The sequence below is a fragment of the Streptomyces sp. CT34 genome (assembly GCF_000805335.1).
In the GTDB taxonomy this organism is placed as follows: Bacteria; Actinomycetota; Actinomycetes; order Streptomycetales; family Streptomycetaceae; genus Streptomyces.
Genome location: NZ_KN708638.1, coordinates 643,591 through 657,786, shown reverse-complemented (window position 1 = coordinate 657,786; position 14,196 = coordinate 643,591). Strand labels below are relative to the sequence as shown.

Below are 14,196 nucleotides of genomic sequence, written 5' to 3'. Positions count from 1 at the left end.
GAGCGGAGATGGCCCCGATATCGGTGACGGTGCGCAGCAATTCGGGAACGTTCAGTCCAGGCGTTTGCCGGTGGTGGGGTGGAAGAGGTGGATTTCGCCGGAGTCGCGGAGTCCGGCGTTGACGGTCTGCCCGATGGCCGGCGGGGTGCGGCTGTCGACGCGAAGAACGAACCGCTGGCCCGGGGCGCCGAGGAGCGTCCTGCCGTGGAGATAGGCGTCGGCGCCGAGTTCCTCCACGAGTTCGACGGTGAGCTTGAAGCCTTCCTGATCCGGGCCGACCAGTTTCAGGGCCTCCGGGCGGATTCCGAGTGTGACCTCGGTGAGGTCGGCGGTGACGGAGCCCGGCAGGGGGAGGACCACCTCGCCCAGGTGTGCACCCCTCTCGCTCACGGGCACGCTGTGCAGATTCATCGCAGGCGAGCCGATGAAGCCGGCGACGAAGGCGTTCGCCGGCCGCTCGTACAGGGTTCGCGGGGTGTCGCACTGCTGGAGGACTCCGTCCTTGAGCACGGCGACCCGGTGGCCCATGGTCATCGCTTCGACCTGGTCGTGGGTGACGTAGACGGTCGTGGTGCCGAGCCGTGCCTGCAAGGCCGCGATGTTGGCGCGGGTTTCCACCCGCAGTTTCGCGTCCAGGTTGGACAGCGGCTCGTCCATGAGGAATACGGAGGGTTCCCGTACGATCGCCCGGCCCATGGCCACCCGCTGGCGCTGCCCGCCCGAGAGCGCCTTGGGTTTGCGGTCGAGGTACTTCTCCAGGTCCAGCAACCGCGCGGCCTCTTTCACCTTTGCGGTGATGGTTTCCTTGGGCACGTCGCGGAGTTTCAGTGCGAAGCCCATGTTCTGCGCCACGGTCATGTGCGGGTACAGCGCATACGACTGGAAGACCATCGCGATGTCCCGTTCCTTCGGCGGCGCGTGGGTCACGTCGCGATCGCCGATCGATATGCGGCCGGAGTCGATTTCCTCCAGACCGGCGAGCATGCGCAGCGCGGTGGTCTTCCCCGACCCCGAAGGGCCGACGAGTACCAGGAACTCGCCGTCGGCGATCGCCAGATCCAGCCGGTCCACCGCCATCACGGGCGGTGTCCCCGGGTAGATCCGGGATGCCTGCTCGTACCGAACCTCAGCCATGTTTTCTCACTCTTCCCATTTCCATTGGAGTCACCGGGACACGGACGGCAGGGCCCTACTTGACCGCTCCCATCGACAGGCCGCGGACGAGTTGCTTCTGGGCGATCCAGCCGGCCAGCAGCACGGGCAGGCAGGCCAGGGTGGCGGCAGCGGCGAGCTTCGCCCAGTACAGGCCCTCGCTGGTCATGAAGCCGACGAGGAAGACGGGCATGGTCGCCGCCCGCACCGACGTCAGGTTGAGTGCGAAGAAGAACTCGTTCCAGGAGAAGATCACGCAGATCAGCGCGGTGGCCGCGATGCCCGGGGCGACGATGGGCAGCATGATCCGGGTGATCTCCTGGCGGAGGGTGACCCCGTCCACCCGGGCGGCCTCCAGGACCTCGCGGGGGACCTCCAGGAAGAACGAGCGCAGCATCCACACCGCGATCGGCAGGTTCATCGCCGTGTAGAGCACGATCAGGGTGCCGACGTTGTCCAGCGCGCCGAGATCGCGCACCGCGAGGTAGATCGGGATGATCGCCGCGACCACCGGCAGCATCTTCGTGGAGATGAAGAAGAACAGTGCGTCCCGCCACTTGCGGATGGACCTGATCGACAGGGCATAGGCGGCCGGAACGCCCAGCGCCAGCACCAGGATGGTGGAGAGCACGGTCGCCAGCGCCGAATTGGCCAGGTACGGACCGATGCCGCTGTCGAACACCGCCTTGAACTGGCCGAGTGTCGGCGAGAACACGAGGTGTGGGGTGGTGGTGTAGGCGTCGGACTCCTGCTTGAACGCCGTGAGGGCCATCCACAGCACGGGGAAGAAGAAGACCAGCCCGGCCAGCCACGCGCCCGCGGTCCAGGACGCCGTACCCAACAGGCGTCGTCGTGGGCCGCGTACCGCGGTGCGTGGGGTTGCCGTGTCGGCGGGCGAGGCGGGGGCGGTGGTCATCACGCCCTCCCTTCGGTCGTGGCGAACACCGTGAACAGCATGCGCAGGGCGACCGAGGCGACGACGATGGTGCCGACGACGGTCACCACGCCGAGGGCGGATGCCTGCCCGACGTCGAAGCCGAGGAACGCGCGCTGGTAGAGGTAGTAGGGGAGGTTGGTGGTGGCCGTCCCCGGGCCGCCCTGTGTCGTCATGAAGATGACGTCGAAGGTGTTGACCAGGTAGATCGCTCCGAGGAGCACGCCCAGTTCGATGTAGGCGCGCAGGTGCGGCACGGTGATCGCGCGGAAGGTCGTCCAGGGTCCGGCCCCGTCGACGCGTGCGGCCTCCAGGACCTCGCCCGACTGACTCTGCAGTCCGGCGAGCACGATCAGCATCATGAACGGCGTCCACTGCCACACCAGTACGGTGACGATCGAGGCCATCGGGAAGCGGCTGACGAAGTCGACGGGCGCGGCGCCGACCAGTCGGAGCAGGTAGTTGGCGATGCCGTAGACCGGGTCGAGCATGGTGGTCTTCCACAGCAGCCCGGCGACGGTCGGCATGATCAGGAACGGGGCGATCAGCAGCGTGCGGACGATGCCCCGGCCGGGGAACTTGCGGTCCAGCAGCACCGCGAGGCCGATGCCGAGCACCATGGAGAGCGCGACGGCGAGCAGGGTCATCTCGATCTCGGTGAACAGCGCGCCGCGGAACGCGCTGTCGGTGAAGACGTTGGCGTAGTTGCCCAGTCCGACCCAGTGCTGGGATCCGGGGCGTACCAGGTTCCAGGACTGGAACGAGAAGATCACCGTGAAGACGAACGGGATCTGCGTGACGACGATCATGAAGAGCAGTGCCGGTGCCAGTGGCAGACGGCGCTGCCATGCCTCCCGGCGTGCCGTCGCGGACGGTCGCGCTCCGGGCATCATCGGCCCGGGGCGGGATGGGGCGAGGGTCGCCATGACGCCTCCCTTCTGATGGTGGACGGTCCGGTCAGGGGTGCTGGTACGTACGGCCGACGGTCCGGGCGTACTGCTGGGACTGCGCCAGCGCGGCGGATACGGATTGCTGTCCGGCGATGGCGGCGGTGATCTGCTGGCTGACGCGGGTGCCCAGGTCCTCGAACTCGGGGATGTCCAGGAACTGCACGCCGGTGTACGGAACGGGTTCCACCGTGGGGTGCGCCGGGTCGGTGCCGCTGATGGCCTTCAGGGTCGGTCCGGCGAAGGCGGCGGCTGCCTTCCGGTACTGCGGGAGCTGGTAGGTGGAGCTCCGGCTGCCCGGCGGTACCCGCGACCAGCCCAGCTTTTCGCCGACCAGCTTGATGTAGTCCTTGGAGGTCGCCCAGGACATGAACTGCCAGGCGGCCCGCTGGTGCGTGCTGGTCTTCGGGATGGCCAGCGACCAGGTGTACAGCCAGCCCGAGGACGCCGTCTTCTCGACCGGGGCGGGTACGTATCCGATCTTGCCGACGACCTTGCTGCTGGTGGGGTCCTCCAGCGACCCGGCCGCCGAGGTGGCGTCGTACCACATCGCCGCGGTGCCCTGTGCCATGTCCGTACCGCACTCGGTGAACCCGGCGGTGGGGGCGCCCGGTTCGCCGTCGCGGCGCAGCAGGTCGGTGTAGAAGCCGACCGCCTTGTGCACCGGGGGAGAGGTGAGCTGGGCGTTCCACCGCGGGTCGTACCAGCGGCCACCGAAGGTGTTGATCACGGTGTTCAGCGGTGCCAGGTTCTCGCCCCAGCCGGGGACGCCGCGCAGGCAGATGCCGGCCATGTGGTGGGCCGGGTCGTTCAACTTGTCCGCCAGAGCGGCCACTTGGGTCCAGGTCGGACGGTCGGGCATGGTCAGGTGGTGGGCGGCGAAGAGGTCCTTGCGGTACATCAGGAACGACGACTCGCCGTAGAAGGGCACCGAGTACAGGTCGCCGTGGGAGGACAGGGATGCGCGGACGGGGCCGATGAAGTCGTGGGGGTCGTAGCCCGGTGTGCGGTCGGCGTACGGCTGGAGGTCGGCCAGCCAGCCGTTGCGGGCCCACATCGGCGTCTCGTAGTTGCTGATCATCACCACGTCGAACTCGTGGCTGCCGGTGGCCACCGACTCGGTGATCTTCTGTCGTGCCTCGTTCTCCGGGAGGGTGACGTAGTGGACGTGGACGCCCGGGTGGGAGTGCTCGAAGGACGAGGTCAGGGTCTCCACGTCCTGCATCTGCGGGTTGGCGACGATCGCCACGGTGATGGTGGTGCCCGACGACGAGCCGCCGCTCGTCGCGCCGGCTCCTGCGCACGCCGTGGCCGACAGCAGCACTGCGGCGATCGACGCGACCGCGGCCACGGCACGTCGCCTTGCTTGTCGGATTCGCATCCGTTGCTCCTTGCTGTCGCCCCCTATGGGGGCCGCACGGGGAGGGGGAAGATCATGCGCGCTGGCGATCGCGCGCTGATCGGGGTGGTGGGTGGGGACCTCCTGGTAGCCGCGGCTGTGAGGAGCGTCTTCGGGTAGCCGGCGGCCTGATGGTCAGCATCTTGAATCGCATCACGGATAATTTCAATAACTTCTCAGAGAGTGTGTGATGATTGTGGTGCGGCGGCGTGGGCCGCACAGCAGAAGCGAGGGGGTTCCGGATGCGACCGAGCCGGGGTTCAGAGGCGGAAGTGGAGGAGCGCCGTCAGCTGGTCCTGCGCCACGTGACGGCCGAGGGCGAGGTCCGGATCAGCGATCTCGCCGAACGCCTCGGCGTGAGCCTGATGACCATGCACCGCGACCTGGACAACCTCCAGGAGCGGCAGCTGCTGCGCAAACGGCGCGGGGTGGCGTCGGCCTTTCCCACCGTCACCGTGGAGAGCGCGCTGCGCTTCCGCGAGCACTCCAACATGGAGATCAAGGAGGCCATGGCCGAGGCGCTCGCTGACCAGGTCACCCCGGGCAGTACGGTGCTGGTCGACTGCGGCTCCACCCTCTTCCCGCTCGTCCACCGCCTCCGCGAGGTCGAGGGGCTGCGGCTGATCACCAACTCGCTGCGCGTGGCGTACCTGCTGAACGGGTCGGACGTGCAGGTGACGCTGCTGGGCGACCGCTACTACCCGGACTTCGAGTCCTGCGCGGGACCGGAGACACTGCGGCAGCTGGAGCGGGTACGTGCCGACACCGCCTTCCTGACCGCCACCTCCGTCAGCGAGGGGCGCCTGTTCCACCCCATCCGCGAGTACGCCGACAACAAGGAGGCGTACGTGCGGGCGGCCGAGCGCGTCGTCCTCGCCGTCGACCACAGCAAGTTCGGCCGCACCGCCACCTACGCGTACGGCGATGTGAGCGGCTACGACCTCCTGGTCACCGACTCCGCCGCGCCCGCCGACGAGGTGCGCAGCATCGCCGACCTCGGCGTCGAGGTGCGTACGGTCGACCTGCGCGGGTGAGCCGCCCCGACCGCGGTCGCCGCCCACCGTCATAAGCCGCCGGAGTCGGTGAACTCGCCGTCGGTGACTACGGCGTCCCCAGATAGGTGTCGAGTGCAGCCGCGCCCGCCAGCATCGCCAGGCCCCGCGCCGTGAGCCGGTCATGCCACTCCCGCAGCGTCGCCTGGAGCGGCTCCGGCCCGCCCGCCGTCCGGACCTGCTCCAGTACTCGCGCGATGTGCTCCAGCCCGTGGCCGCCGCGCCGCAACTGGTGGGCCAGCAGCACATCGCGCACGTCGGCGGAGGTATAGACGCGGTAGCCGGTGCGCGGGTCGCGCCGGGGCACGATCAGCCCGGCGCGCTCCCACTTGCGCAGGGTCGCCGGGCGGATGCCGAGCCGGTGCGCCAACGGCCCGATGAGCGTCACACCCGGCTCCGGCTCCGGCTCGGGCACACGCGGCACCACCAGGTCGCGCAGCGCCCCTTCCACGGCCTCCAACGTGCCCCGGTCGCCGGCCAGTTGTGCGTGGCTCTGGTCGATCAGCCGCAGCGCCTCCTCGACCGCGCCGCCGTTCACCGCCCGCATGATCGCCCCCGCGGTCGCGTGGCCGTGCGCGGGGATCAACGCCAGGAACGTCCGCAACGCCGCCGCATGGCGCGGCGCGTAGGCGCGGTAGCCGTGCGGCGAGCGCTCGGCCGGCGGCAGAATCCCCGCCTCCTCGTAGTTGCGCACCGCCTGCGTGGACAGGCCGTGCTCACGCGCCAGATCGATGGGCCGCAACCGCATTTGAAGGTACGTCCTCGTCTACAGGGAGAGAATGCCGAAAAAGTTTACATCGAAGGTTCAACGATACGGTTGAATGCATGACGGCCTCGATCCAGGACGCCGCCCGCCCCTTCACCGGCGGCGCCCTCACCGCGCTCCTGTCCCCCTCCACCCGCCTGCTCGGCCTCGGCGAGCCCACCCACGGCGTCGAAGCCTTCCTGGAACTGCGCAACGAGTTCTTCCACCACCTCGTCGCACACGAGGGCTACCGCTCGATCACTATCGAGAGCGACTGCCTGATGGCCCTGACCGCCGACGCGTACGTCACCCACGGCATCGGGACCCTCGACGACGTCATGAGCCGCGGCTTCAGTCACGGCTTCGGCGCCTCAGCCGCCAACCGCGAACTCCTGCGCTGGATGCGCGACTACAACGAACAGCGTCCCCCGCGCGAGCGGCTCCGCTTCTACGGCTTCGACGGCCCCCTGGAGATAACCGGCGCCGCCGGCCCCCGCCCGTCCCTGACCGCACTGCACGACTACCTGGCCGCCCACCTCGACCTGCCCTGGAGCCGCGAGACCCTCGACGAACTACTCGGCCCCGACGAGCACTGGACCAACCCGGCGGCCATGCTGGACCCCAGCCGGTCCGTCGGCCGCACCCCCGAGGCCGGGAAGCTGCGCCTGATCGCCGACGACCTGCGCGCACAACTCACCATGCAGGCACCTCACTTGATGACCGTCTCGTCCCCCGACGACCACTGGCATGCCGACCTGCACGCCCGCACCGCCACCGGGCTCCTGCGCTACCACGCCGGCATGGCCGACACCGCGTCCACCCGTGTCAGCGCCCTCATGGGCCTGCGCGACGCGATGATGGCCGACAACCTCGACGCCATCCTCCGCCGCGAGGCCCGGCGCGGCCCCACCCTCGCCTTCGCCCACAACCGCCACCTCCAACGGGACGAGAGCGAGGTGCGGTTCGCCGGCCGCCCGCTCCGGTGGTGGAGCGCGGGCGCCATCATCGGCACCCGCCTCGGCGACCGGTACGCCTTCGCCGCCTCCACCTTCGGCACCCGCGGCTCCGACGCCCCCGGCCCCGACACCCTCGAAGGGCTGCTGTCGACCCTTCCGGACGCCCGCGCCGTCATCGACCCCGCCCGTCTCGCCACGGCCCTCGACCCCAAGCCGACACCGCGCGTCCCCGCCGACCACACGTACTTCCCCCTTGACCCGGCCACCACCGACCGGATCGACGCCATCGTCTTCGTCAGGGACATCTGAGCCTGAGCTGAACCACCCGGGGCGAGGCGGGTGTCGGCTGCACCGGCAGGTTTGCGTGCTCCGGCTCCCGCCTCCGCTCTTCACGGCCCCTGCGTCGAAGGCGATGCCACATGCCTGGCGGGGCCCGCTTCCAGCGCATGGTCCAGCGTTTCCGCCCCTTCCCGGTCGGGTTCAAGGACCTCACCGCGAGGTGGACGCACTTCAGAGCGGCGGCCTGGTTCGTGTGTCACATGGCGCGCTGCGAACTGATGCCCGGCCGACTCGGCGCAGCATGGGAACGGTTTGTCCGAGCCGAGGCACTTGCGGATGCGCGCGAGCCCGCCGCACTGGCGCAGCCGGTCTCCGGCTGCCATGAGGCCGGCCCGCACACGCTCGCTTCGGAGGCGTCCGCACTCCCTTCTGCCGTGCGCGGTCGGCAGCCGCAGGGGCGAGGAGTCGCCGCCATGGCCCCACGCGCCGGATTGCGTCCGAAAGGCACGGACGGCTCAGGTCCCGTCCGTACCTGGCGCCGCCTCGACGGCGAACGCCCACCCTGCGAAAGGCCCGAAGTCCGCCCCACGCGGACTGGCTCCCCCGTGTCCTGGAGTTGCCCGCCTCGCGCATCCGTGTGGATCCTGGGCCCAGTACCGGCCGCATCCGACCCCACACGTGCTGGACCTCCCGCCCACTGCGCCGGCAGGCGCTCACCGTCCGGAAAGTTGTCGTGAATCATGAAGGCAATCGCGCTCGAAAAGTACGGCTCGCCCGACGACCTGCGACTGATGGACCTGCCCGAACCCAAGGTGGCGCCCGGTGAGGTCCTGGTCCGGGTGAAGGCGGCCGGGGTCAATCCGGTCGACTGGAAGCTCGCCGCCGGCTACCTGGATCCGATCATGGAGGTCCGCTTCCCGCTGATCTCCGGCTGGGACGTGGCAGGCGTCGTGGAACGGGTGGGGTTCGACGCCGGAGAGTTCGCCGTGGGGGACGAGGTCTTCGGCTACGTCCGCAAGGACTGGGCGCAGAACGGGGCGTATGCCGAGATGGTCTCCGCTCCCGTCCGCACCCTGGCCAAGAAGCCCGCCGCGCTCACCTGGGAGCAGGCCGCGGGGGCGCCGCTCGCCGGGCTCACCGCCTACCAGAGCATCAAGCGGGTCGGCCTCAGGAAGGGCGAGACGGTGCTGATCCACGCCGCGGCGGGTGGTGTCGGCTCGCTCGGTGTGCAGATCGCCGTCGCGCTCGGCGCGCGGGTGATCGGCACCGCCAGCGAACGCAACCACGGCTTCCTCCGCGAGCTCGGCGCGGAGCCGGTGACCTACGGGGACGGGCTCGTCGACCGGGTGCGGGAACTGGCGCCCGACGGTGTGGACGCGGCTCTCGACTTCGTCGGCCAGGGAGCGGTCGACGTGTCGCAGCAGCTGCTGAAACAGCGCGACCGGGTCGCGTCGATCACCGACGCCGAGGTGGCGGCGAAGGGCGGCCACTATGTGTGGGTACGCCCGGACACGGCCGATCTGGCGGCCCTCGCCGACCTCGCGGACGCGGGGAAGTTCACGGTGTCCGTGGAGCACACGCTGCCGCTGGCCGAGGCGGCCGAAGCATGGCGCCTCAGCCAGGCGGGCCGCACCCGCGGAAAGATCGTCCTGACGGTCTGACATCGCCCGCGGTGATGTGCGCGGGGGCAGCGTGACCGCGGCGCCGCACGCGCTGCCCCGTCGGGCGGGAACCGGTGCACGAAAGGTCGGCCCATACGCATCTTTCGTCAGTGCCGACGCACCCTCAGTCTGGAGGTGTCAGGTCGGCCCGGCCACGCTCCGCGGGGATGCGCCCGCATGACCGGTACGACTGCTGCCGGCTGCCGGCAGCCGGCGGCTGGTGTCCATCGCAGCCTGCCGGGCTGCCGAGGGCTCCTGCTGTCCACCGCGCAGCGTCGGTTGCCGTGGCCGCGGACCGGCCACCGTCCCCGCAGCACCGCGTTCACCGAGAACTTCTCCGCCGATGTCCAGCGGCGAGTGCTGGAGCTGTGGCACGACGGGCAACCAGCCTCGGCCCATGGCACGCCCCGCACCCGGTCCGCCGCGGCGGGAGACGCGCATGGCCGATGACGCCGTGGCGGGAGAGCACGCACCGTCACCGGACGGCGTGCTCGCGGGCACCGGCAGGGCCCTGCGTCCGCATCCCGGCGCCGCAACGGAACCGGTCGTGGTGGGCATCAGCGGCGGCACCGGGATCGTCTACGGGATCCGGATACTCCAGGCGCTGCGCGCGGCGGGTGTACCGACCCATCTGGTGTTCTCCCGCGGGGCGCGGATGACACTGCCCCACGAGTCCGGGCTGAGCGTGCGGGACGTGCTGGCCCTGGCGGACGTGCTGCTCATCGCCCAGGCGTTGCCGCAGACCTCGCGGATCAGGCTGGGCCCGCTGGGCCATCTGCTGCCCTACCACCACCCCGTCGAACTGGCCCACCGCGCCGCCCACCTCGACCACCTCAGCGGTGGCCGCTACCAGTTCGGTGCCGCCATCAGCGCCCTGCCCACCGATCGCCGGCTCTTCGCGATCGACGGTGAACCCGGCCTCAACCGCGAGATGACCTTCGAAGCACTCGACATCATCGACCGCCTGTGGACCCGGGGCCCGCAACCTCACACAGGCCGCTTCTGGACCCACGGCGTGCCCGACAGCCCGTTGCCCGGTCTCGGCTACCACCTGCGGCCGTATCAGCAGCCGCACCCGCCCATCGCCCTCGCGGGCCTCACCGCCGGTTCGGCCAACCACCGCCTCGCCGGTGCGCGCGGCTACCTGCCCGTCAGCCTCTGCGTCACCCCGGACCACACCCAACTGGCCCAGCACTTCACGACCGTGGCCGAAGGCGCCGCCGGCTCCGGCCGCACCGCCGACCGCGCCACCTGGCGGATCATCCGGGACGTACTGATCGCCCCCACCGACGACGAAGCCCGCCACCTGGCCCGCAACAGCCCGATGGCCCGATGCTGGCAGGAGTTCCTGCTCCCGCTCTACCTGCACCTGGGACTCGGCCCGCTCCTGGGCGCCCTCCCGGACGGCCGCACCGTGCCCGAGGACCGCATCGACATCGACCACCTGATCGACCACCTGTGGCTGGTCGGCTCCCCCCCACACCGTCCGCGACCGGATCAGCCGGCTCCAGCAGGACACCGGCGGCTTCGGCACCCTCTTGCTCACCTGCTACGACACCGCCGACCAGCAGGAGACCTGGCAACGCTCCGTGAAGCTCCTCATGGAGGAGGTGCTGCCACCGCTGAACGCCGTCGTGGCGTCCTGAACCGCGGCAGCCCGGCGGCAGGGCCTGCCCAGTTCACCGACGAGGGGGGCGCTGCGCCCCTCCGCCGGCAGCCGCCGGCGTACGGCATGGGTACCCAACGAGGACAGGCGGATCAACTCGACCGGACCGTCGGTCAACACCGGACCGTCGGTCAACTCCGCGCGCGCAGCGCCGCCGCGTGCTAACCGTGAACTCCCCTTCATACATGGCGAGTTCCGAGCGGGATTGGAACTCGACTTACCTCTCCGTCGTCGCTGCGGGCCGGTGCTGAGTGCCGGGTAAACTCCCTTGCGTTTGTGCGGTGGATGAAGAGAATCGGCGCGTGCAAATCTTGTCCTTCCCCGAAGAAGCCATTCCGTCCGAACTGCGTGTGCAGGTGCGGGAGATCCAGGAACAGGCGTGGCCGTCCCCGCCTGGGGCGGACGTTTCTCCCGATGCTCCGGTCCACGATCCTGCGTTGCGGCCGTTGTCGATGGTGCTCGTCGATGACGGGACGGTGCTGGCCGCCTTGGAGGTCCTGTCCAAGGAGATCGTCCACGCAGGTGGACGTTTTGCCGCCGGCGGGCTGAGTACGGTGGTCACACGGCGCGAGACCCGTGGCCGCGGGCATGGCCGGCGTCTGGTGGCCGCGGCCCGGGAGGCGATGATCGCGCGGAAACTGGACCTGGGGTTGTACACCTGCGACCGCCCGCTCCAGGCGTTCTATGAGAGTGCGGGCTGGCGGATTCTGCCCGGGGCTGTGCTGATCGGGGGGACGCCGCAGAATCCCTTTCCCAGCGATCAGCCCGGCTTCGAGAAGGTCACCATGGCCGACTTCTTCTCGTCCGTTGCCCGGGAGGCAGAGGCATCGTTCCACGGCAGCCGTATTGCGCTGTATCCCGGGGAGATCGACAAGTTGTGGTGAATGGCGGCGTGTTGCGGTTGCGTCGGCCAGGGGCTCATCTCGACTTGTAGCACGTGGTCGGCACAAGGACTGATCGCGAGGACTGATCGCGACACGTTGTCTCGGCGCCGACAGCGGGGCCATTCCGGCCGCCGTTCGCAAACCCCTGGACCGAGAACTCCTGACGCATGAGAACTCCCGCGAACGGGCCTTCGGGATAGTTGGATCACTTCGGGGCTGATCACCTCACGTTCTCAGCACTGACGTCCTAGTGTGGCCCTTGATCGAAGGAGGCGGCGCATGGCCGATGTCGCAGAGCTGATCTGCTACCCCATCAAGGGATGCGCGGGTACGTCCATGAGCGATGCGCTCCTCACGCCGGCGGGGCTCGCGCACGACCGCAGCTTCATGGTCATCAGCGAGGACGGGGTCTATCGCACCCAGCGCCGCCACCCCCGCCTCGCCCTGATCCGGCCCGCGGTCAGTTCCGATGGCAGCCGGCTCACGCTCGACTCGGCCGACTCAACGGGACGTTACGGATGTTGCGGACGTTTCGGCACGGTGCGTCTCGACGTCACCACGTCCGCGCCGCGCCGCGAGGTCGATCTGTTCGGCGCCGCCTTCCAGGGGATCGACCAGGGCGATGACGCCGCCGGCTGGCTCTCGGAGTTCCTCGGCACCCCCAGTCGCCTGGTCCGCGTGCCGCCGGAGCACGACCGGATCGCCGACGGTCTGACCCCCGGCCCCTCCGGCTACGCCGACAGCAGCGCCATACATCTGCTGACCCGGTCCTCCCTCACCCTCCTCAATCGGCGGATGTCTGAGCAGGGCTCCCCGGCCCTGTTGATGAACCGCTTCCGGCCGAACATCGTCGTCGACACCGGCCCCCGCCAAAGCCATGACAGCGACAGCGACAGTGAGGGCGACGGCGGCGACTGGGCGGCCGAACCACACGCCGAGGACCGCGCACGCCGCATCGGCATCGGCGGGACCGAACTGGGCTATGCCAAACTCGCGGTGCGCTGTGCGGTCACCCTGGTCGACCAGGAGGCCGGGGCGCGGCAGGGCAAGGAGCCGCTGCGTACGCTCGCGAGCTACCGGCGGGCGGCGAGTGGTGGCGTGGTGTTCGGCGCGAAGTTCTCCGTGGTGCGGCCTGGGAAGCTGTCGGTCGGCGACGAGGTGGTCGTCGAGGAGTGGGGCGAGGCCGAACTGTAGGGGCCGCTACCGCGATTGACTGGTCTGCCACGTCCTGAACGGTCGTGCGGATGCTCCTCTGTTCTGCCTCTCCTGACTCCGCTGTCCCGTCGACGGCGGGCGCCGGTCCTCGCGAGGCCCGGCGCCCGGTTCAACGTCAGTTACAGCAGGAGGGCCTGCAGTGCTCGACCGTGACGTCGTCGATGACCGGTCCGGTCGCGCTGTGGCGAGTGGTGCTGGCGAAGCCCAGGGTCGTGGACCTGCCGCGGGCGACGAAGGTCACCTGCCGCCGCACGTAGCCCATGTTCGTCTCCGACTTGCCGGTGACGTCGAAGGAGAAGTGCTGGAAGTCCTGTCCGTCGATGAGGACCTTGCCCGTCTTCACGGCCGGGCGGCGGTCGAGTTGGGGATTGCCGGCGAGTGAATAGCTGACCGTGTACGTGGTGCCGGGGGTGGTGGCGAACGTCTGGGCCACGGACCCCGGGTTGTTGCCGTTGAGGTCGAGGGACTGGTCTCCTTCGGCCGCGTCCCAGTATCCGGCGCCGATCAGGTCGACCGTGCCGCTGGTGACCTTCCACGGGCCGATGAACTGCCCTGCCGCGTACTCGTCGAAGGTCTTCGGCTTCACCGTCGGGTATTCGAAGCTGCCGTCGTCGAAGTGGCTCACGGCGGCCGGTGGCGCGGGCAGGCGGCTCGCCTGGGTGCTGCTGTGCGCCGGGGCCGCCAACGCGCTGCCGGTACCGGCAAGAAGAGCGACGGCAGTCAGGGCGGTGACATGGATGCGCAAGGTTCGCATGGGATCCTCTCGGATGATCGCGTTGCGGCGATGTGCCTGAACGTCGGTGCGGATGGCCGCTGCCGGGTGACAGCGCCAGCTCACTCGCCCAAGGGTCGGCCGGGTTGATCGTCGCCCAACATGGCTACCAGGGCGGTGCTTTGGGCGATCCGCGCCCACTTTTGTGCGGCCCGGCTGCGGCGACCGCGTGTTAAGTCCACGTTGAGTGGTGGGTCAGCGGGTTCCGGATCCTTGTGTCACGGGGCGCCGCACCAACGTCGGCGTCGAGGCGCGCGTTGAGGAGCATGGATGGATCGGATTCCGGTATGTGTCCGCGCGGACGACCCGATTTCACACGTCGGCGTGGTCGGCGCACTCAGACCGCGGCCAGAGGTGCAGGTGGTAGCCGACACGGACCTGGACGAGGCGAAGGTGGCGCTTGTCGTCACGGCCGGAGTGAGCGAACACAGCCTGAAGGTGCTGCGATCGGTCGGCCAGGCGAGCAAGGCGAGGCTGGTACTGGTCACCACGGAGATCGACGAATCCGAGCTGGTGACCGCGGCGGAGGTGGGG

Annotated in this window: 12 protein-coding genes and 1 pseudogene; 7 read left to right on the top strand and 6 right to left on the bottom strand. The window is 69.6% G+C overall.

Annotation, left to right across the window (positions count from 1 at the left end):
* Positions 1 to 51: 51 nt before the first annotated feature.
* Genes ugpC through RZ84_RS02870 form a run of 4 tightly spaced genes read right to left on the bottom strand, consistent with a single transcriptional unit; the run spans position 52 to position 4,414 of the window.
* Complete coding sequence (gene ugpC / locus RZ84_RS02885) at positions 52 to 1,134, bottom strand: ABC transporter ATP-binding protein (RefSeq protein ID WP_043262968.1); 1,083 nt, start codon at positions 1,132 to 1,134, stop codon at positions 52 to 54.
* A 55-nt stretch (positions 1,135 to 1,189) separates the two neighbouring features.
* Entirely contained in the window at positions 1,190 to 2,068 is an 879-nt protein-coding gene (locus RZ84_RS02880) for a carbohydrate ABC transporter permease (RefSeq protein ID WP_043262967.1), read from the bottom strand.
* Entirely contained in the window at positions 2,068 to 3,012 is a 945-nt protein-coding gene (locus tag RZ84_RS02875) for a carbohydrate ABC transporter permease (protein ID WP_107068063.1), read from the bottom strand. Before RZ84_RS02875 ends, RZ84_RS02880 begins: the two co-directional genes overlap by 1 nt.
* 31 nt (positions 3,013 to 3,043) lie before the next feature.
* Positions 3,044 to 4,414: an ABC transporter substrate-binding protein gene (locus tag RZ84_RS02870; protein ID WP_107068062.1), complete on the bottom strand. Its 1,371-nt coding sequence runs from the start codon at positions 4,412 to 4,414 to the stop codon at positions 3,044 to 3,046.
* Positions 4,415 to 4,704: 290 nt separating this feature from the next.
* On the opposite strand from RZ84_RS02870, the gene RZ84_RS02865 reads away from it, so the two are divergent.
* Positions 4,705 to 5,466: a DeoR/GlpR family DNA-binding transcription regulator gene (locus tag RZ84_RS02865; protein WP_241777532.1), complete on the top strand. Its 762-nt coding sequence runs from the start codon at positions 4,705 to 4,707 to the stop codon at positions 5,464 to 5,466.
* A gap of 67 nt (positions 5,467 to 5,533) precedes the next feature.
* Here the strand turns inward: RZ84_RS02865 and RZ84_RS02860 are convergent, their stop codons facing one another.
* Entirely contained in the window at positions 5,534 to 6,232 is a 699-nt protein-coding gene (locus RZ84_RS02860; protein WP_043262965.1) for a MerR family transcriptional regulator, read from the bottom strand.
* Between the two features lie 77 nt (positions 6,233 to 6,309).
* Here RZ84_RS02860 and RZ84_RS02855 point away from each other — a divergent pair, with 77 nt between their 5' ends.
* From RZ84_RS02855 to RZ84_RS02835, 5 genes are all read left to right on the top strand, one after another.
* Positions 6,310 to 7,494, top strand: coding sequence for an erythromycin esterase family protein (locus RZ84_RS02855; protein ID WP_043262964.1), 1,185 nt, complete (start codon positions 6,310 to 6,312; stop codon positions 7,492 to 7,494).
* Between the two features lie 710 nt (positions 7,495 to 8,204).
* The gene (locus RZ84_RS02850; protein WP_043262963.1) at positions 8,205 to 9,125 is read left to right on the top strand and encodes an NADP-dependent oxidoreductase; all 921 of its coding nucleotides are present in this window, start codon (positions 8,205 to 8,207) and stop codon (positions 9,123 to 9,125) included.
* 439 nt (positions 9,126 to 9,564) lie between these two features.
* Positions 9,565 to 10,956, top strand: coding sequence for an LLM class flavin-dependent oxidoreductase (locus RZ84_RS02845; RefSeq protein ID WP_052229733.1), 1,392 nt, complete (start codon positions 9,565 to 9,567; stop codon positions 10,954 to 10,956).
* A 116-nt stretch (positions 10,957 to 11,072) separates the two neighbouring features.
* Positions 11,073 to 11,675 (top strand): GNAT family N-acetyltransferase, encoded by a 603-nt coding sequence (locus tag RZ84_RS02840; RefSeq protein ID WP_241777531.1) that lies wholly within the window; start codon positions 11,073 to 11,075, stop codon positions 11,673 to 11,675.
* Between the two features lie 279 nt (positions 11,676 to 11,954).
* Positions 11,955 to 12,869: an MOSC domain-containing protein gene (locus RZ84_RS02835; protein WP_043262961.1), complete on the top strand. Its 915-nt coding sequence runs from the start codon at positions 11,955 to 11,957 to the stop codon at positions 12,867 to 12,869.
* Positions 12,870 to 13,005: 136 nt separating this feature from the next.
* Here the strand turns inward: RZ84_RS02835 and RZ84_RS02830 are convergent, their stop codons facing one another.
* Complete coding sequence (locus RZ84_RS02830) at positions 13,006 to 13,644, bottom strand: choice-of-anchor C family protein (RefSeq protein ID WP_043262960.1); 639 nt, start codon at positions 13,642 to 13,644, stop codon at positions 13,006 to 13,008.
* Positions 13,645 to 13,932: 288 nt separating this feature from the next.
* Between RZ84_RS02830 and RZ84_RS40470 the strand changes: the two are divergent.
* Positions 13,933 to 14,196: pseudogene (locus RZ84_RS40470) on the top strand (DNA-binding response regulator); the annotation flags it as partial.

Excerpts from the sequence above, each read along its gene's own strand:
- ugpC (WP_043262968.1), bottom strand. The coding sequence starts at position 1,134 with ATGGCTGAGGTTCGGTACGAGCAGGCATCCCGGATCTACCCGGGGACA.
- RZ84_RS02880 (WP_043262967.1), bottom strand. The coding sequence starts at position 2,068 with ATGACCACCGCCCCCGCCTCGCCCGCCGACACGGCAACCCCACGCACC.
- RZ84_RS02875 (WP_107068063.1), bottom strand. The coding sequence starts at position 3,012 with ATGGCGACCCTCGCCCCATCCCGCCCCGGGCCGATGATGCCCGGAGCG.
- RZ84_RS02870 (WP_107068062.1), bottom strand. The coding sequence starts at position 4,414 with ATGCGAATCCGACAAGCAAGGCGACGTGCCGTGGCCGCGGTCGCGTCG.
- RZ84_RS02860 (WP_043262965.1), bottom strand. The coding sequence starts at position 6,232 with ATGCGGTTGCGGCCCATCGATCTGGCGCGTGAGCACGGCCTGTCCACG.
- RZ84_RS02855 (WP_043262964.1), top strand. The coding sequence starts at position 6,310 with ATGACGGCCTCGATCCAGGACGCCGCCCGCCCCTTCACCGGCGGCGCC.
- RZ84_RS02850 (WP_043262963.1), top strand. The coding sequence starts at position 8,205 with ATGAAGGCAATCGCGCTCGAAAAGTACGGCTCGCCCGACGACCTGCGA.
- RZ84_RS02845 (WP_052229733.1), top strand. The coding sequence starts at position 9,565 with ATGGCCGATGACGCCGTGGCGGGAGAGCACGCACCGTCACCGGACGGC.
- RZ84_RS02835 (WP_043262961.1), top strand. The coding sequence starts at position 11,955 with ATGGCCGATGTCGCAGAGCTGATCTGCTACCCCATCAAGGGATGCGCG.
- RZ84_RS02830 (WP_043262960.1), bottom strand. The coding sequence starts at position 13,644 with ATGCGAACCTTGCGCATCCATGTCACCGCCCTGACTGCCGTCGCTCTT.